14 protein-coding genes are annotated in these 17516 nt (G+C 73.5%); 5 read left to right on the top strand and 9 right to left on the bottom strand.

Going from position 1 to position 17516, the window contains the following annotated elements:
• Nucleotides 1-185: 185 nt before the first annotated feature.
• Complete coding sequence (locus ACIPN7_RS29500; RefSeq protein ID WP_400550731.1) at nucleotides 186-1781, bottom strand: peptidase inhibitor family I36 protein; 1596 nt, start codon at nucleotides 1779-1781, stop codon at nucleotides 186-188.
• 135 nt (nucleotides 1782-1916) lie between these two features.
• Here ACIPN7_RS29500 and ACIPN7_RS29505 point away from each other — a divergent pair, with 135 nt between their 5' ends.
• Complete coding sequence (locus ACIPN7_RS29505; protein WP_400550733.1) at nucleotides 1917-2897, top strand: GNAT family N-acetyltransferase; 981 nt, start codon at nucleotides 1917-1919, stop codon at nucleotides 2895-2897.
• 51 nt (nucleotides 2898-2948) lie between these two features.
• On the opposite strand, the gene ACIPN7_RS29510 is transcribed toward ACIPN7_RS29505, so the two are convergent.
• Nucleotides 2949-4097 (bottom strand): acetamidase/formamidase family protein, encoded by a 1149-nt coding sequence (locus tag ACIPN7_RS29510; RefSeq protein ID WP_400550735.1) that lies wholly within the window; start codon nucleotides 4095-4097, stop codon nucleotides 2949-2951.
• Between the two features lie 61 nt (nucleotides 4098-4158).
• Nucleotides 4159-4731, bottom strand: coding sequence for a TetR/AcrR family transcriptional regulator (locus ACIPN7_RS29515; protein WP_400550737.1), 573 nt, complete (start codon nucleotides 4729-4731; stop codon nucleotides 4159-4161).
• An 81-nt stretch (nucleotides 4732-4812) separates the two neighbouring features.
• On the opposite strand from ACIPN7_RS29515, the gene ACIPN7_RS29520 reads away from it, so the two are divergent.
• Together ACIPN7_RS29520 and ACIPN7_RS29525 are read left to right on the top strand one after the other, a co-directional pair.
• Nucleotides 4813-5778 carry a DMT family transporter gene (locus ACIPN7_RS29520; protein ID WP_400550739.1) on the top strand — a complete coding sequence of 322 codons (966 nt, stop codon included), beginning with the start codon at nucleotides 4813-4815 and terminating at the stop codon, nucleotides 5776-5778.
• Entirely contained in the window at nucleotides 5775-6452 is a 678-nt protein-coding gene (locus tag ACIPN7_RS29525; RefSeq protein WP_400550741.1) for a GNAT family N-acetyltransferase, read from the top strand. Before ACIPN7_RS29520 ends, ACIPN7_RS29525 begins: the two co-directional genes overlap by 4 nt.
• On the opposite strand, the gene ACIPN7_RS29530 is transcribed toward ACIPN7_RS29525, so the two are convergent.
• Both ACIPN7_RS29530 and ACIPN7_RS29535 read right to left on the bottom strand, forming a co-directional pair.
• Nucleotides 6406-7194, bottom strand: coding sequence for a DUF3626 domain-containing protein (locus tag ACIPN7_RS29530; protein ID WP_400550743.1), 789 nt, complete (start codon nucleotides 7192-7194; stop codon nucleotides 6406-6408). The two genes, ACIPN7_RS29525 and ACIPN7_RS29530, sit on opposite strands and share 47 nt — an antisense overlap.
• Before the next feature lie 137 nt (nucleotides 7195-7331).
• Nucleotides 7332-8240 carry a hypothetical protein gene (locus tag ACIPN7_RS29535; RefSeq protein ID WP_400550745.1) on the bottom strand — a complete coding sequence of 303 codons (909 nt, stop codon included), beginning with the start codon at nucleotides 8238-8240 and terminating at the stop codon, nucleotides 7332-7334.
• Nucleotides 8241-8338: 98 nt separating this feature from the next.
• Between ACIPN7_RS29535 and ACIPN7_RS29540 the strand changes: the two genes are divergently transcribed.
• The gene (locus tag ACIPN7_RS29540; RefSeq protein WP_400550747.1) at nucleotides 8339-9949 is read left to right on the top strand and encodes a serine/threonine-protein kinase; all 1611 of its coding nucleotides are present in this window, start codon (nucleotides 8339-8341) and stop codon (nucleotides 9947-9949) included.
• A 73-nt stretch (nucleotides 9950-10022) separates the two neighbouring features.
• On the opposite strand, the gene leuA is transcribed toward ACIPN7_RS29540, so the two are convergent.
• Entirely contained in the window at nucleotides 10023-11849 is a 1827-nt protein-coding gene (gene leuA, locus ACIPN7_RS29545; protein WP_400550749.1) for a 2-isopropylmalate synthase, read from the bottom strand.
• Nucleotides 11850-12036: 187 nt separating this feature from the next.
• A complete protein-coding gene (locus ACIPN7_RS29550) occupies nucleotides 12037-14178 on the bottom strand; it encodes a hypothetical protein (RefSeq protein WP_400550751.1) in 2142 nt (713 codons plus the stop codon).
• Nucleotides 14179-14402: 224 nt separating this feature from the next.
• Here ACIPN7_RS29550 and ACIPN7_RS29555 point away from each other — a divergent pair, with 224 nt between their 5' ends.
• Nucleotides 14403-15170 carry a 4'-phosphopantetheinyl transferase family protein gene (locus ACIPN7_RS29555; RefSeq protein WP_400550753.1) on the top strand — a complete coding sequence of 256 codons (768 nt, stop codon included), beginning with the start codon at nucleotides 14403-14405 and terminating at the stop codon, nucleotides 15168-15170.
• Nucleotides 15171-15172: 2 nt separating this feature from the next.
• On the opposite strand, the gene ACIPN7_RS29560 is transcribed toward ACIPN7_RS29555, so the two are convergent.
• Both ACIPN7_RS29560 and ACIPN7_RS29565 read right to left on the bottom strand, forming a co-directional pair.
• Nucleotides 15173-16792, bottom strand: coding sequence for an alpha/beta hydrolase family protein (locus ACIPN7_RS29560; protein ID WP_400550755.1), 1620 nt, complete (start codon nucleotides 16790-16792; stop codon nucleotides 15173-15175).
• Between the two features lie 80 nt (nucleotides 16793-16872).
• Entirely contained in the window at nucleotides 16873-17478 is a 606-nt protein-coding gene (locus tag ACIPN7_RS29565; protein ID WP_400550757.1) for a PadR family transcriptional regulator, read from the bottom strand.
• Between the last annotated feature and the right edge of the window lie 38 nt (nucleotides 17479-17516).

Here is a 17516-nt window from a genome sequence, read left to right on the forward strand (position 1 = left end):
TTCTCCGTTTCGACGCGGGATTCTTGCTTTCTGTTTCTTATCCTTTCCCGCCGTCGGCCCGGCAACAAGACAATGGCACTGTCCTGACCGTGCCACGACAATTCCTGCCGTCTGGAGGACAAATGGCACGGTCCTGCCACCGAATGCGGTGGCAGGACCGTGCCATTCTCAGCCGGGTGACCGGATCACATGTTCACCCGGATACCGAAGTCACCCCCGTAGACGTTCGTCACGTGCACGCTGGTCGAGTTGCGCGGTGGCGCCGCCTCCACCATCTTGCCGTTTCCTAGGTATATGGCGACGTGATAGGTGCTGGACCAGCCGCCCCACATGATCAGGTCGCCACGCTGCAGGTTGCTCATCGAGACCTTGGTGCCCTTGCTGAGGTGGGCACCGGTGTAGGTGCCGATGTCGACGCCGGCGCCCTGCCAGAACGCGTACTGCGTGAGGCCCGAGCAGTCGAACCCGAACCGGCTCCGGTCGTCGTAGCCGCCCGGGCTGCAGCAGATGCCGTAGGTCGGGCCGTACTTGTTGCCCCCGCCCCACGAGTAGGTGTAGCCCTGACCGGTCTGCGCCAGGGCAGCCTGGATGACCCGCTCGACCTTCTGCGCGTAGTCACCGCTGGTGTCCCCGCCGGGGCCGCCCGGGTCGACCGGGCCCTCGGAGGCCGGGCACGTGGTGCCCGTGATGAACTTGTGCGAGGCGTTGTTGTTGTAGAGGGTGCCGTTGAGCTGCCCCTTGAAGCCCGCCGCCACAGCCTGCGAGGAACCGCCGTAGTAGCTGTTGAAGTAGACGCAGACCGTCTTGCTGGAGCGGTTCCACACCGACGCCGCGTTGTTCTTGATGCACTCGCCCTGGCCGGCGCCCGCACCCTTGAAGTCGTAGCAGTCCGGCTGCGTGGTCGCGTAGTCACCGACCGAGTCGGTGAAGTCCGAGATGGACCCCGCGTTGCCGCTGTTGTAGTAGTAGCAGAACTCGTTGGTCTCGCACGTGCCGCTGCGGGAGCCGCCGCCCGGAGCCGTGGCGCCCACGAACTGGTGCGAGGCGTTGTTGTTGTAGAGCGTGCTGTTCAGCTGGCCCTTGAACCCCGGAGCGACGTCCTGGTAGGTGCCCGCGTAGTTGCTGTTGTAGTAGACCCGGACGGTCTTGGTCGACCGGTTCCACACCGAGGCGGCGTTGTTCTTGATGCACTCGCCCTGGCCCGCTCCCGCGCCCTTGTAGTCGTAGCACGTGGGCTGCGCGTCACCGTAGCTGCCGGCGGACTCGGTGAAGTCCGAGATCGACCCCGCGTTGCCGCTGTTGTAGTAGTAGCAGAACTCGCCGTCCTCGCAGGTGCCGCTGCGCGCGCCGGTGTCGGTGCCCGCGGTGCCGACGAGCTGGTGCGAGGCGTTGTTGTTGTACAGCTCCGCGCTGAGCTGGCCCTTGTAGCCGGAGCCGATGTTCTGGTACTCGCCGCCGTAGCCGGTGTTGTAGTAGACGCGGACCGTCTCGCCGGTCCGGTTCCACACCGAGGCCGCGTTGTTCTTGATGCACTCGCCCTGACCGTTGCCCGACCCCTTGAAGTCGTAGCAGCCCGGCTGCGCGGTGCCGTAGTCGCTCACCGAACCCGTGAAGTCCGAGATGGACCCCGCGTTGTCGCTGTTGTAGTAGTAACAGAACTCGCCGCTGTCGCAGACCCCGTCACGTGCCGCGGCGGACGCAGGTCCCGCCACGCCCACGAAGGCCCCCAGGAACGAGGCCAGCAACGCGATCACCGCGAGAAGCGCAGGTGCTCTTCTCATCAACATTCTCCCTTCAGCGGGCCGTTCTCCGGCCCGGTGCTTTCTCTGCCGATTCGGGATGCCGGACCGGATAGGGAAATGTTTGCAATTCGCGGACAATGTCGGGAAGTGGGATGACGGTGCCACGAACCGTGAATGACTGCTCGGGACAACGACCGCGCTCCTGGCACCAAGATGCACGCCGCGGGCCTGGCACCGGTGGGCCAGAAAAAGATCGCGAACCGGCGGGCCGCGCTGTTGGATCGCCGTATGACCGTCATCATGAGCACGCCCGGCACGGGCGACCTGGCCGTCGCGACCGACGCGCTGCGTGCGTGGCAGGACGACGCCCGGCCCGTACAGCTGCACCCCGGGGACGTGGGCTGGTACCAGCGGTTCGGCGCCGGGACCGCGGCGGCGGCCGTCCGGACCCGGAGCCGGGACGGGCGGCTGGTCGCCGTCGGCCTCCTGGACGGGTCGCGGCTGCTGCGCATGACGACGGCGCCCGACGCCCACCGCGACGAGGAGCTGGCGCGACGGCTGGTCGCCGACGTGACGACGCCGGAGCGCGGGGTGCTCCCGGACGGGGAGGTCAGCGTCGAGGCACCCCCGGGCGCCCTGGTCAGCGACCTGCTCGCGGACGAGGGCTGGGGCAGCGAGGACCCGTTCACGCCGCTGCAGCGCGACCTCACCGACCCCGTCGAGGACCCGGGCGTGCGGGTCGAGGTGGTCGGACCAGACCGGGTGAGCGAGCGCACCTTCGTGCACCGGGAGGCGTTCGGCGGCCCGACGTTCACGGACGAGCGCTGGCACGACATGGCGGCCGGCCCGCTGTACGCCGACGCGCGCTGCCTGCTCGCCTACGACGACGCGGGCGCGGCCGTGGGCGCGACGACGGTCTGGTCGGCCGGTCCCGGCCGGCCCGGCCTCATCGAACCCCTCGGCGTGCACCCGGACCACCGCGGTCGCGGCTACGGCCGGGCGATCACCGTCGCCGGGGCGGCCGCCCTGCGCGAGCTCGGGTCGTCGAGCGCCGTCGTCATCACGGAGACCGCGCGCGCCGCCGCGGTCGCCACGTACGTCTCGGCGGGGTTCCGGCGGCTGCCGGACCGCCACGACCGGCAGCGGGCCGCGTAGGCGGGCGGACGGCCAGGCCGCCGGCAACCTTGCCGGCGCCGGGCGCGTCCGTCAGCCCCGCAGGAAGTCCGCCTTGCGGATCCGCGCGTGCACGCCCTTGACCACATCGACCACCTGCGAGATGTCGAAGTCCGTGGCGGCCGACAGGTACGCGTAGGCGTGCGCGGGTGACATCCCGTACCGCACCCCCAGCAGCGCGATGGCCGCGCGCACGCAGTTCTGCACGGCCACGTCGAGGTCGCGGTCCAGCCCGGTCGGCACCAGGAACTCCGTGGTCTCGGCGAGCGGGCCGGCCAGCTCGCCGAACGTCGCGACGGCGTCGGCGGCCGGGATCAGGTCGAGGCCGAGCCGCACCCGGAGTGATGCCTCGAACGCGGTGAGCGCCACCTCGCCGTCGCCCTGCGCGAAGTGCGGGTCGCCCACATACGCGAGCGCCCCCGCCACCTGCACCGGCAGATACAGGGTGGACCCGGCGCCCAGGAGGTTGATGTCGATGTTGCCGCCGAACGGCCCCGGCGGCACCGAGTGCGGCCGCTCGTCCCCGGCGGCGGCGACACCCATGATGCCGAGGAACGGGTGCAGGTCGAAGCCCACGCGGCGCTCGGCGCCCTCGGCGAGCGGGATCGAGCCTCGCCCCGCGCCGTCGGCCCACGAGTCCACGTGCGCGAAGACGCTGACGATGTCCGCTCCGTCGGCCGGGTACTCGCCGGGCAGGGAACCGCGGCCGTGCCGGTTGGAGATCACGCCGTACGGCACCCGGGGGTCGGTGGACAGCACGCGGATCGCGAGGAGGTCGCCCGGCCGCGCGCCGCGCACCTCGACGGGCCCGGTGACGACATGACCGCCGTGCGCTCCCGGGACGTCGGGCAGGCCGGGCGCGCGGGCGCCCAGGCGGGACGTGCGGGCCGCGGCGAGCTCGACGGCGTCGGCCAGCACGGCGCCCTCGGCGACGCCGCGCTCCGCGAACCAGGCGAGCGGGTCGCCGCCCTGGTCCTCCAGGATGCCCTCGTGGGACAGGGTGTCGACCACGACCTCCTCGCCCGGGTCCACGGCCAGCACCGCGCGGTCCGCCGCGCAGGGCAGCCGGCCCCAGTAGGCGGTCTCGGTCGAGGTGGGCAGGTACGCGGCCCCGTCGACGACGGCGGTGCCGGCGCCCGTGCTCGTCCCGGTGCCGGGCTGGAGGATGGTCTGCTGGTGCACGGCCCGAGAGTACACAGCGGGTGTTGCGGACCCGCGGCGTCAGCGTTGCGCCCGGGCGCCGTCAGACCTGGAGCAGCGCCCGCGCCGCGGCGCGGGCGGCGCCGAACGCGTCCGGCTGCGCGCGCGTCGTGTGCGCCACCATCGCGCCCTCGTAGAGCAGATGGACCTGCTCCCCGAGGCGTTCCGCGTCCGGGTGCCCGGCGTCGCGCAGCAGCCGCTGGAACTCGGCGAGCATGTACTGCTTGTCGGCCAGGATCACGGCGTTGCCCGGGTGGTCGGTGGCGCCGATCTCGCCGTGGGCGTTGACGAACGCGCAGCCGCGCACGTTGTCGTCCGCCCACTCCTCGGCGACCTCGAGCGCGACCAGGACCTGCTCGACGCCCGTCGCCCCGCGTTCCGCGAGCCGCCGCCCGAACCACGTGGCCCAGCGCTCGTGCCGGCGGGTCAGGTAGGCGGCCACCAGCGCGTCCTTGGACCCGAACCGGTCGTAGAGCGTCTTCTTGGTGACCCCGGCCTGGTCGGCGATCAGGTCGACGCCGACGCCGCGGATGCCGCGCTCGTAGAACAGGGCGCTGGCCGCGACGAGGATCCGCTCGCCGGCGGGGGTGTCGGGGTTGGGGCTGCGGCGGGGCACGGGTCACTCCTGGTGGTCGCGTCCGGGCGTTGTGTCCGGGTCCACTGCGAGTATACCGACCTGTATGTTTACCTGGCTGGTATGAGCACTCGGACGCGAACCACCCTCCTCCGACGCCTCGCCCCCGCCCTGCTCGTGGTGATGTGGAGCTCCGGCTTCGTCGGGGCCACCTTCGCGGCGCCGGTCGCGCCCGCCACCACCACGCTCCTGTGGCGCTACGTCGTCGCCGGGACCCTGATGGTCGTGGTGGTGCTGTCGCTCGGCCGCCGGTACGGCGCGCGCTACCTGCGGCGCGAGGCGGTGCTGGGTGCCCTCGGCCAGGCCGGCTACCTCTACGGCGTGTTCCGCGCGGTCGAAGAGGGCCTGCCCGCCGGGACCGCCGCCCTGCTCGCCTCGCTCCAGCCGGCCCTGGTCGCCGTCGTCATGTCCGGGTTCGGGCGCGGGCGCAGGGCTGGGCGGGGGAGCGGCGGCGGACGGCGCCAGGCCGTGGGCCTGGCCGTCGGGTTCGCGGGGGTCGCCCTCGCCGTCGGACCGGACGTCGCAGCCGGGACCGGCGCCGCGGGCGCGCTCTGGGCCGTGCTCGGCATGCTGTCGCTCTCGGCCGCCACGGTGCTGGGCGACCTGTGGCCCGCGCCCGACGAGGCGGGCGAGCACGACGTGCTGGACTCCCTGGCCGTGCAGGGCGTGGTCGCGCTGGGGATCTTCGCCGTGCTCGCCGTCGCGAGCGGACAGGCCGCGCCGCCCGCGGACCCGACCTTCTGGCTGGCGATCGCCTGGCTCGTCGGGCTGGCGTTCCTCGGCGGCTACGGCATGTACCTGTACGTGCAGCGCACGCGCGGGCCCGTCGCGGTGAGCACCTGGCTCTACCTCACCCCGGCGGTCTCCGCGGCGTGGGCCTGGGCCATGTTCGGCGAGGAGCTGCCGCTGCTCACCGTGGCCGGGTTCGTGGTGAGCCTGGCGGGGGTGCTCCTGACCCGGCCCGCCCGACGACCTGCGGATGAAACCCGGCCAGAGGTGCCCGCGGCCTCGGTACGCTCCGGGCCGTGAGGATCACCGACTTCCGGCCGCGCCAGAGCAAGGAGGCCGCCGAGGTCGCGGCGGACGCGTTCGCCGACGACCCGCTGTGGACGTACACCGTTCCGGACGCCGGACGACGTCGCCTGCCGCACCTGATCATGCTCCGGACGGGCCTGCGCATCCTGCGGCCGCCGCAGGCCGCCCGGGTGGCACTGCACGACGGCCGGGTCATCGGGCTGGCCACCTGGACCACCGCAGGCTCGGAGGACCCCTACGACCCGTTCGCCCCCACCCGGCGCGTCGACCCTCGCGCGACCCGGGCCACCCGGTCGCTCGTTCGCCGCGCGGCGAGCGACTGGCCCCGGCTCTCCGCCCTGTACGCCACGCTCGCCCAGTCGTACCCGAACGACCCGGGCTGGTTCCTGGGCACGCTCGTGGTGCGGCCGGAGCGACAGGGCACCGGCGTCGGCAGCGCGCTCCTGCGCGACGGCCTCGCCCAGGCCGACGCCGCCGGCCAGCCGGTCTCGCTGCAGACCAGCACCACCGAGAACGTCGAGTTCTACCGGCGGCACGGCTTCGAGGTCACGCGGACCTTCGCCGAGCTGTACCCGGGGTCGCCGCCCCTGTGGAACATGCGCCGGCCCGCGTCGGCGCAGGTCACCAGGGATGCCCCCAGCGCGCCACGTGGTGCCACACCTTCTTGAGGTCCTGCGGGTGCTGCTCCCCCGCACGCACGGCCTCGCCGATCACCCGGGCGTCCAGCCAGCCGTTCGTCGTGTGCCCGACGGCGACGGCCCGCGCCACCTCGACGATCTCCGGTCCGCGGAACCCGGGCCGCGTCGCCAGGTCGTCCACGTGCAGCCGGAACCCGTGGTGCCACTCGACGGCGACGCCGAGCCCTTCGGCGGCCTCGGCCACGGCGGTGCCGCGGTAGCAGGGGTCAAGCACCAGCGCGTCGACGTCGTCCGGCAGGCCGACGACGCCGTGCACCTGGGCCTCGACGTAGTCGTCCAGGACGTCGTGGACGCCGGCCGCGGTGTCGGCGTCCGCCAGGGCGACCAGCGGCGCCGGGTCGGCGGCGGCGAAGTGCTCCGGCTCCAGGAAGGAGTCCGGGTAGCAGAACGTGGTGCGCTCCAGCACGTGCGGGCGCAGCCGCAGGTGGGCCGAGCCGAAGCGGACGGCGGCGCCCGCTTCCCGACGGCGGTGGTTCAGCGCGCCGTAGCGGGGGCGCAGGTGCGGCTCGGCGTCGTCGTACCGACCGTCGAACATGCGCTGCTCCCAGCGCCACCGGTCGCCGCCGTGGTGCGCGGTGAGGCCGCCGTTGCTCGTGCCGGTCTCGAACTGCGAACGCCACACCCGGTCGTGGGCGAGGCGCTCGATCAGCGTCTCGCTGCCGTCGGCGACCAGCCGGTCGGGGTGGAAGTTGATGGTGACCTGCCAGCTCATGCCGGGAGGCTACCTGGCCGTTCACGGTAAGCGTGAGTTCGGCAGTCGGCATCGAGATCGGCACAGGCCTGTGCCGATCTCGATGCCAGCTGCCGACCTCGTGAGCAAGCTGTCGACGGGCAGCCGACGGACCCGGATCAGTCCTGCGGAGCCAGCATCCGGCGGCGGGCGCGGACCAGCGCGGCGCCCGCGGCCGTGAGGCCGAGCGCGACAGCGGCCACGCCGGCGACCTGGACGCCGGTCTGCGCGAGCGCACCCGGGGCCTGGGCCTCGCCGATCGCCTGGATCGGCAGGCCGATGTCGACGCCGGTGCCGAGCCCGGGCGTGTTCGCCACGGGGATCGTGCCGCCGTCGTCCGACCCGTCGCCCGAGCCGCCTCCGTCGCCGTCGCCCCCGTCACCGGGGTCGCCGCCGCCCGGGCCGCCGCGCTCCGGGCTCTCCAGGAGGTCGTCCACGACGCCGTCCTCGCCGGTGATCGCGCCGATCGTGCCGGGCACGTCGCCGCGGCCGAGGTTCTCGCCCACGGAGCCCACGTCGCCGATGATCTCGGCGGGCAGGTCGTCGGTCACGCCGCGTCGAGGCGCGTCCGCGCCCAGGACGTCGTCGACGGCGCCCTCCTCGCCGGCCACCGACGTCACCACGCCGGACACGCCGCGCACGACGTCCTCGACCGGGCCGCTGCCCGCCGCGGGCGCCTCGGCCCCGCCGCTCGTCACGCCCTTCAGCACGTCGTCGACGGCGCCGTCCTTGCCGGCCACCGCGTCGACCGCGCCGGTCACGCCCGTGACGGTATCGTCGACGGCGCCGTCCTTCTTCGTGACCTGCTCGACCGTGTCCGTCACCTGGGTCAGCGTGCTGTCGACCGCGCCGCCCGTGCCGACCACGGCGTCGACGGTGCCCGACAGCAGGTCGCCCAGACCTCCGGACTGCTGCTCGACGCTCGACGTCGCGCCGTCGGCCGCGGTCGCGGAGATGGTGCCCGTGACCAGCAGACCGCCCGCGACGAGCACGGACGGCAGCGCGCGGCTCACCAGCTTTCGCTTCATGGTTCTCCCCCTGCATCTGGATTTCTTTGTTCCGGGAACGCGAGTCACCATGACCGAAATATCGGGTGAATTCAAGGATATCCGGTATGTTTCACACCATGATCGCGCCAGGCTCAGGGGCAGCCCCGCAGATCCACCCGCTCGAGCCCGGCGACCCGCAGGAGCTGGGCGGATACCAGCTCCTCGGTCGGATCGGAGCCGGCGGCATGGGGGCTGTCTATCTCGCGGAGACCCGCACCGGCCGCAAGCTCGCCCTCAAGGCGATCCTGCGGGAACACGTCCAGGACCCGGAGTTCCGCACGCGGTTCCGCAGGGAGGCGGCGGCCGCGATGAAGGTGCGCGGCCGGTTCCTGGCCACCCTCATCGACGCCGACCCCGACGGCGACCAGCCGTGGCTGGCGGTCGAGTACGTGGCCGGGCCCGCGCTCTCCGCCGTCGTCCGGACCCAGGGTCCCCTGCCCGAACCCGACGTGCGCCGCATGCTGGCCGGCGTGGCCGAGGCGCTGAGAGCCGTGCACCAGGTCGGCATCGTGCACCGCGACCTCAAGCCGTCCAACATCCTGCTCGCCCAGGACGGGCCGTTCGTCATCGACTTCGGCATCGCCCAGGGGTCCGACTCGACGTCGCTGACCCGCACCGGCCTCAAGGTCGGCACGCCCGCCTTCATGGCACCCGAGCAGGTGCGGGGCAGCCTCGCGACACCCGCCGCCGACGTCTGGGCGCTGGGCGCCGTCGCGCTCTACGCCGCCACCGGGCAGCGCGCGTTCGGCGAGGGCGACACCACCGTCGTCTACTACCGCGTGGTCCACGAGGAACCGGACCTGAGCGGGTGCCCGGAGTGGCTGCTCCCGCTCGTCCAGGCCTGCCTGGCCAAGGATCCCGAGGCCCGGCCCGGGTTGCAGGAGGTGCTCGACTTCCTGAACGACGTGCCCGCGGACCGGCGGACGGGCGCCGCGAAGATCCTCCCGGCCGTGCCGGGCGGCGCGGACGCCGTCGACCCGGACGACGACGTGACCGCGCTGCGCGACGACGAGACCGTGGTCAAGGCGGTCCCGGCCGCGCCCGCCCCGGAGCCCGAGCCGGAGGCGCCCCGGCGCGGCCTGCTGAAGCGGCCGGTCACCTGGCTGGTCGCCGCCGCGGTCGTGGTGATCGTCGGGGGCGGCACCACGGCCGCCGTCCTCGGCGTGGGGTCCGGCGGGGCGGAAGCCGACCCGACGCCGTCGGGGTCACCGTCCATATCGGCGCCGGCCAGCGCGCCGGCCGAGCCGTCTGCCTCGGCGGAGCCGCCGTCGGCCATCGACGAGTGCCTGGTGGGCCGCTGGAAGCAGACCGACCTGGCGACGGAGATCACGGCCCAGGGCGAGACCTACCCGACCACCGGCTGGACCGGGCGCGTGGTGGAGTTCCGGCCCGACGGCACCCAGTTGGTCGACTTCGACGACGCCGGGCCGCTCCGCGCCGACCTGCCCGCCGGGGAGTACGTCGAGACGTGGAGCGGCACGGCCACGTACACGGTCTCGACCAAGGGCGGGCGCCTCACCTTCGAGTCGGTCGACTTCGACGACGCCGAGGTCACGCGCGAGCTCGCCGGCAACGGCGACACGTACCAGCCCGAGGGCCTGTCCCAGCCGCTGAAGTACACCTGCGACGAGACGACCCACACGCAATGGACCCAAGGCTTCGAGGCCACGTTCACCCGCCTCGACTAGAGCATTGAGTGCTGGATATTCGCCCTGCTGGCACACGAAAGAGGGCGAATATCCAGCACTCAACGAAGGTGGGTCAGGCGGTGCGTTCCGCTCGGTTGACCGCCGAGACGATCGCCTTCAGGGACGACAGGGTGATCGACGGGTCGATGCCGACGCCCCACAGGACGTCGTCGCCCACCGCGCACTCGACGTACGCCGCCGCGCTGGCGTCGCCGCCCTCGGACAGGGCGTGCTCGGTGTAGTCGAGCACGCGTACGTCCACGCCCACCTGCGCGATCGCGTTCACGAACGCGTCGATCGGGCCGTTGCCCGTGCCGGTCAGGGTCAGCTCCTTGCCCCGGTCGGTCACGTCCACCTCGAGCGTGTCCTGCGCGCCCTCGGCCGAGACGGCGCGGGTACCGCGCAGCGTGAGCCGGCCCCAGTGCTCCAGGCCGGACGACGCGTTCTCCTCCACCGGCAGGTACTCGTCGGTAAAGATGCGCCAGATGTCCGCACCGGTGACCTCGGTGCCCTGCTCGTCGGTCACCTTCTGCACCGCGTGCGAGAACTCGATCTGCAGCCGTCGCGGCAGGTCCAGGTTGTGCTCGCTCTTGAGCAGGTAGGACACGCCGCCCTTGCCCGACTGCGAGTTCACGCGGATCACGGCCTCGTAGGACCGCCCGACGTCGCGCGGGTCGATCGGCAGGTACGGCACGCCCCAGTCCAGGTCGTCGACGCCCACGCCGGCGGCCTCGGCCCGCCCGGCCATGTGCTCGAAGCCCTTCTTGATGGCGTCCTGGTGCGAGCCCGAGAACGCCGTGAACACCAGGTCGCCCACGTAGGGGTGCCGCTCGTGCACCGGCATCTGGTTGCAGTGCTCGACCGTGCGGCGGATGCCGTCGATGTCGCTGAAGTCGATCTGCGGGTCGATGCCCTGCGAGAACAGGTTCATGCCCAGGGTCACCAGGTCGACGTTGCCGGTGCGCTCGCCGTTGCCGAACAGACAGCCCTCGATGCGGTCCGCACCGGCCAGGTAGCCCAGCTCGGCGGCCGCGACGGCCGTGCCGCGGTCGTTGTGCGGGTGCAGCGACAGGATGACGTTCTCGCGGTGGGCCAGGTGCCGGCTCATCCACTCGATGGAGTCCGCGTACACGTTGGGCGTGGCCATCTCGACGGTCGCGGGCAGGTTGATGATGACCTTGCGCTCCGGCGTCGGCTCGAAGACCTCGATGACCTCGTTGCAGATGCGGACGGCGAACTCCAGCTCGGTGCCGGTGTAGGACTCCGGGGAGTACTCGTAGTAGATCCGCGTGCCCGGGACGGTCTCCTCGAGCTTGCGGCACAGCTTGGCGCCGTCCAGCGCGATGTCCACGATGCCGTCCTGGTCGGAGCGGAAGACGACCTCCCGCTGCAGCACGGACGTCGAGTTGTACAGGTGCACGATCGCCTGCTTGGCGCCCGTGATCGCCTCGTACGTGCGCTCGATGAGGTGGGCCCGGGCCTGGGTGAGCACCTGGATCACCACGTCGTCGGGGATCCGGTTCTCGTCGATCAGCTTGCGCACGAAGTCGTAGTCGGTCTGGCTCGCCGACGGGAAACCGACCTCGATCTCCTTGTAGCCCATCTGGACCAGCAGCTCGAACATGCGCAGCTTGCGCTCCGCGTCCATCGGCTCGATCAGGGCCTGGTTGCCGTCGCGCAGGTCCACCGCGCACCAGCGCGGGGCCTTCTCGATGCGCTTTCCGGGCCACGTGCGGTCAGGCAGCTCGAGGCTGATCTGCTCGTGGAAGGGCCGGTACTTGCTGGTCGGCATGCCCGACGTCTGCTGCGGGTTGTCCTCGATGATCCCGCCTGCTGCGCCGTGCACGGTTGTCTCGTGAACTCCGCCGGGGGTGGTGGCGGTGATGCTGTTCTCCATCATGTGTCCTTCGCTCGGTGAGGTTGGCCGGCACACCAAGCCTCCGCGACGAGGGACCGGCCTGTCTAGGCCTCGTCGCGGCAGCGAAGGAGAAGGATCACCGTCAGGCGCACGCGGTCACTGTACCCCTCGTCCGGACCGTGGGCGCCAGTCACGCCCACGATCCGGACCACGGGCCGGGACAAAGGTCTCAGCGGCGGCTGCGCAGCGCGGCGTCGACCTGGGGGTCGCCCAGGGCGCCCAGCCAGTCCAGCAGCGCGGGGTACGTCGACGGGTTCGCCGCCACCTGCGGGCGCAGGTGCGGCGCCTCCTGGACGATCTTCGCCAGGTCCGCGAGCGGGGTGGCCGGGTCGAGCGCGACGGCGGGGGTCCACCGGCCGCCCACGGGCGGCAGCACCGCGGTGTGGCCCGACTCGGAGCCGTAGTCCGACGACGCGGCGCCCTGCCCGGTGACGACCCGGCGCGTGGTGTGCTCCTCGACCTCGCCGGCCGAGCCCTGCGCCGCCGAGCCCTGTACCGGCGCGGCCTGCTGGCCGTTGCCCACCGGCCGGATGCGCGCCGTGGGCTGGGCGGTCGGGTGCGCACCCGACACCGGCTGTGCGGACGGCGCCGGCTGCGCCGCCACCGGCGTGGCGCCCGAGCGGACCGGGGGCATGGTCGCGGTCGCGTCGACGGGGGCAGCCGCTGCCGGCATGTCCTCGACCGTGCGCATCGAGCCGAGCGATACCTCGCCCGAGGTCGGCTGCACCGGCTGCACGGGGACCACGCCGCGCTGGGCGGCGGTGGCGCCTGCGACGGTCCGCACGGCGCCCGTGGACGTGACCCGGCGGGGCTCGGCGGGACGCCGCAGCTCCGGGGCGCTGCGCACGGGCTCCTCCGGCAGGGTGGCCGGCGGGGCCTTGTCGCCCTTGGGGCGCGGCGGGGACCACACGTAGGCCTGGCTGCGGTCGACGTCGGCCTCGCCGCCGATGCCGGCGGTCTGGAAGTGCTCGCGCACCGCCTTGGGCACCATCAGCGCGCTCGCCGCGACGATGGGCAGGGCGAGCGCCATGAGCAGGTCGCCGAGGTTCACGCCCAGGCTCGCGCCCGACGTCGCGATGACGACGACGAGGCCCAGCACGCCCGCCACGCACGCGGCGCCGACGGCGGGCACGTGGCCCGTGTTGGGGTCGCGCTTCAGGGACCGGCGCGCGAACCAGGCGATACCGGCCACGACGACGCCGAGCACGAGCCGCAGCACCAGCGTGACGCCGGCGCCGGACCCGATGAAGCCGGGGTCGATGAGCTGCACGAGCGCGGCCAGCGCGCTGCACACCGCGAGCAGGACGATGACGTCGAACGCCCGGATCGCCACGCGCACCCAGACGCCGGCGGCCTGCTCGGTGCTCTCGGCGTCGGCCGCCGCGGGGTCGCGGCGCACGGCGGGCGAACCCGCCACCGCGGCGGCGAGCGGAAGCAGCACCAGGCCGAACCGGCTCGGGTCGGTGACGCCGGGCTGCATGGACTCCATGCCGGTCAGGGCGCCGCCCGAGGTGAAGACGAAGAGGAGCGCGAGCACGATGCCGACGGCGACGAGCACCAGCCGGGACGGCCGGTCGTGCCGCACGGTGCCGCCCACCAGGAGCCACACCAGGCCGAGCGAGAGCGCGAGCCACACGGGCGCCAGGAGCCGGTCGCCCAGGGTCGCGCCGTCGGCGAGCTCGGCGAGCAGCGTGGAGATGACGGCGCCCAGGGCGATGAGCGCGCCCACGCCGGCGAGACCGAGGCGCCAGGCGCGCACCACGGCGCCGTCCTGGTCGACGGGCCCGAGCTCGCTGTCGCGCGGGGTGGCAGCGAGCGCCGCGCCGGCGAGCGCGAGGCCCAGGCCGGTGCCGACGCCCGCGCCGCCGCGCAGGTCGAGCACGAGGTGGACCAGCCCGATCACGGCGAGCGGGAGCCCGGCGATCAGGCGGGCGCGACGCGTCGAGTGCACGGTCCACGTGACGGGCAGCACGCCGAAGCGCGCGAGGTAGGGCAGGGTCAGCGAGGCGAGCGACAGCGCGACCGCCAGCACGACCTCGACCCGGTCCGCCGAGCGGTCGGCGAGGTTCCACGGGAGGGCGAGCGACACGAGCAGGGCGAGCGCGGCGATGGCGTCCCGCACGTAGTCGGCGGCCGCGATGTTCGCGAACGGCCGGACCTCGCCGGAGTTCTCGGCGGCGGTGCCGGGCCCGGTCTCCGGGGCGAGCGTGGCGACGTGCTCGTGGCCGAGGCTCTCCGTCGGCGCGCCGTTGGCGTCGTCCGCGACGTCGGCCGAAGTTCTCTCGTCACGCTCCGAAGCGTGCTGGTCCATCATCCGTTCACTCCTCGATAACGCCGCTGGTCGAGACTGGGGAAGTGTGGCTGGCGGCGCTGGGGCCCACCACGTTTCTACCCGCTGGGTACCGGCTCTGTCAGGCCGTGGCACGGCGAGTCCGGTCACACATGCATTTCTGCGCACGTCCATCACATCTGATTTGCGTGGGACATCCGCCGTCGGCGACAGCCGGCGGCACACCGAGGTCACAGGAGAACGCAGTGGACCCAGCGGCCGCACCGGCCCCCCGCACCTGCGACGTCTGGCTCGTTCCGGTCCGACGCCGCGAAACCTGGACGCGCCTGCTGACCGTACCGGATCGGGAGCAGCTCGTGGGCCTGGACGCACTGGCCGGCGACGTCCACCTGACGTCGCGCGCGGCGCAGCGGCTGATCTTGTCCCGGTATCTCGGCGTCGCCCCGGAGGACGTCGTCGTGGAGCGGGCGTGCGACCGGTGCGGCGACCCGCAGCACGGCCGGCCGCACGTCGCGGGCGCGGCTCTCGACTACTCGGTGTCGCACACGCGCGCCTGGGTGCTGGTCGCCGTGGTGGGCGACGGCCGGGTCGGCGCGAACCTCGACGCCCGGCCCGCGGACCGGGACCTGGACGACCTCGCGGCGGCCGCGCTCACCCGGGCCGAGCACCATGCGTGGCGCCGCCTCCCGGCCCGCGACCGTGCGGACGCGCTGCTCGCGTCGTGGACGCGCAAGGAGGCGACGACGAAGCTCACGGGGCACGGCCTGGCGATCCCCCTGCGGGACCTCGACGTGACCGGGCCGCGTCCGAGCCTGGTGACGGCCGACCCGTCGGTCCGGCTCCCCCACCCCCGGCCGTACCTGACGCACGTGCCCGCGCCGGCGGGGTACAGCGCGGCGCTGGCGACGACCACGCACGTGGACCAGGTGCGGCACCTGCGCCTCCCGGACGAGATCCCCGACGCCGCCCCGCCCCGCCGCCTGGCCGACGCCGCGGCAGCGGCCCGCTCCTGACGTCAGATGCCGAGCTGGTAGGCGCCCCAGTAGGCCAGGGTCACCAGCAGCGCCGTCGCGCCCAGCACCGTGGCCCAGAAGCCCGTGGAGACCACGACGACGGCGACCCGGCGGGGACGGTACGGCTCCGGCCGGACGGCGTCCGGCGACCCCGGGTCGGCGTCCGGGGACCCCGGGTCGGCGCGCACCGCGTCGGCCGCGCCCCGGTCTGCCACCGACATCCTCAGGTCACGCACGCGGTTCAGCAGCAGCGCGGCGGCGACGACGGCGACCAGCCCCAGCAGCCGCACCGCGACCCAGCCGCCCTGCACCACCAGGGCGTTCTTCTCGTAGTCCAGGGCCAGCCGGGCGACCGCCCCGAGGTAGGCGGCGAAGCCGAGCATCGTCGCCACGGCCCCGACGCCCAGCCCGGTCAGGGGTGCGCGGAGCCCCCGGGCAAGACGGACGCCCGGGCGAGCGGACCGCCGTCGGGCCACACCGCCCGCGACCGCCACGCCGCCCAGCAGCAGCGGGCCCACGACCAGCAGCCCGCCGGCGGTCACGACCACCCCGACCAGCCAGTCGCCGTCGCCGTACCAGTGCGGCTGCGGTACGGGCGCCGCGAGGTAGAGCTGCTCGGGCTGCGCCCCGGCGACCTGCGGCGGGGCGGACGCCGTGGCCGGCAGCCCCAGCACCCAGTCGGCGACGTCGCGCGCGAAGTCGGGGTGCAGCACGAGCCCGCCGGGCGTCTCCACGTTGATGCCGTGGTTGGCGCGCTCGTAGAAGCGCACCGTCACGTCGTCGGCGTCGGCCAGGAGCTCGCGCGTGCCCTGCTCGAGCGGCATCGAGGCGTCGTTGGTGCCGAAGACCGCGAGGATCGGGTCCTCCTGCTCCCGGAGCCAGGGGCGGACGTCGAAGTCCGCGTACTCGAACCCGCCGCCCGGCACCTTCATGCCCACCGCGCGCGGGATCGCCCGGAACACCCCGCTGGGCACGTCGGTGTTGCGCAGGTAGTTGTCCACGGCGTAGGCGGCCTGCTGCCGCGGCGGCACCACCGGCGCCGAGACCAGGATCTGGAACGCGAGCCGCGGGTCGTCCACCATCATCACCGGTGACACCCACGCGCCCTCCGACTCGGCGTACAGGCCCACGTCGTCCGGGTCCACGCCCGGGACCTCCCGCAGGAACCGCACCGACCAGGCGTAGTCGCGCGCCATCTGCTGGTAGTCGCGGTGCCGCGTCGAGTAGTTGTCGAGCCGCTTGTCCGGCACCAGCGTGGTGATCCCCGCGCTCGCGAGCGCCGTCGCGGCCAGCGTGAACGCGTCGGTGGCCTTGCCCGTGCCCGCGCCGTGCACGAACACGATCCCGGGACGGCCGGCATGCTCGCCGGTCCCCTCGGGCTCGCGCAGCAGCCCGCGCACCTCCCGGCCGTCGGCCAGCGGGATGGTCACCGCGGTCTCGCGGACCTCGAAGTCGCCGGGCTCCCCGGCGTCGGGGTCGGCACCCCCGATCGCCGTCGAGGAGGTGGCCGGGTGCAGGTGCTCGGTCACCGGTTCCGGCTCCCAGGCCGGGCCCGCGACGGCACCCGTGACGGCCAGCGCGACCAGGATCGCGGCGGAGGTGGCGACGGTCCGAAAGAACACCTTCGGATGCTACGCCCGGCGCCCCGTTCGCTCGATCCGGAACGGGCCCCGAGCAGGCGGATCACCCCCACGCGCGCCCCTCACACCGGCGGGCGCGAGTCCAGCATCTCCTGCGTGTCCCACGTCAGCTCCCCCGACCGCAGGTCGGCGACCACCCCGCGCACCCAGTCCAGCTCCGCGCGCGTGGTGACCAGGAGGTGCTCGTGCTCCAGCAGGAGCACGCGGGGCAGGCCCCACTCCTGCGCGTCGGCGGCCTCGCGCTCGGCTGCGGCCAGCGTGGCCTCCAGCGCCGTGGCGCGCTCCGCGAGCCGGTCCCGCACCAGGTCGGGACCGGTGATCGCCACCACGGCCAGCACCGCCCGGAACTCGGGGAACTCGCGCGCCGGCGTCGCGAGCGCCGCGTCCATCCAGCGGCGCAGGGCGGCGGAGCCGTCGGGGGTCAGGGCGTAGACGATCCGGGCCGGGCCGGCGTCGGCCGCCAGCTTCTCGTGCACCTCGATGAGGCCGTCGCGCAGCAGGCGCTCGATCGACTGGTAGACGCTGTTGCTGCGGGCCACGTTGACGACGTCGTCCTTGCGCCGCGACTTGATCAGCCGCTGCATGCGGTAGGCGTGCATCGGCTCCTCGGCGAGCAGCGCGAGCAGCACCATGGCGAGCGGGGAGCGCGGCCGGGAGTCCTGGGTCACGGCGCCCAGCCTAGGCGGACGGGCGGCGGCTGCTCGTT

Source organism: Promicromonospora sp. NPDC090134, from assembly GCF_044746965.1.
GTDB lineage: Bacteria > Actinomycetota > Actinomycetes > Actinomycetales > Cellulomonadaceae > Promicromonospora.

Excerpts from the sequence above, each read along its gene's own strand:
- ACIPN7_RS29500 (WP_400550731.1), bottom strand. The coding sequence starts at position 1,781 with ATGAGAAGAGCACCTGCGCTTCTCGCGGTGATCGCGTTGCTGGCCTCG.
- ACIPN7_RS29505 (WP_400550733.1), top strand. The coding sequence starts at position 1,917 with ATGACTGCTCGGGACAACGACCGCGCTCCTGGCACCAAGATGCACGCC.
- ACIPN7_RS29520 (WP_400550739.1), top strand. The coding sequence starts at position 4,813 with ATGAGCACTCGGACGCGAACCACCCTCCTCCGACGCCTCGCCCCCGCC.
- ACIPN7_RS29530 (WP_400550743.1), bottom strand. The coding sequence starts at position 7,194 with ATGAGCTGGCAGGTCACCATCAACTTCCACCCCGACCGGCTGGTCGCC.
- ACIPN7_RS29535 (WP_400550745.1), bottom strand. The coding sequence starts at position 8,240 with ATGAAGCGAAAGCTGGTGAGCCGCGCGCTGCCGTCCGTGCTCGTCGCG.
- ACIPN7_RS29540 (WP_400550747.1), top strand. The coding sequence starts at position 8,339 with ATGATCGCGCCAGGCTCAGGGGCAGCCCCGCAGATCCACCCGCTCGAG.
- leuA (WP_400550749.1), bottom strand. The coding sequence starts at position 11,849 with ATGATGGAGAACAGCATCACCGCCACCACCCCCGGCGGAGTTCACGAG.
- ACIPN7_RS29550 (WP_400550751.1), bottom strand. The coding sequence starts at position 14,178 with ATGGACCAGCACGCTTCGGAGCGTGACGAGAGAACTTCGGCCGACGTC.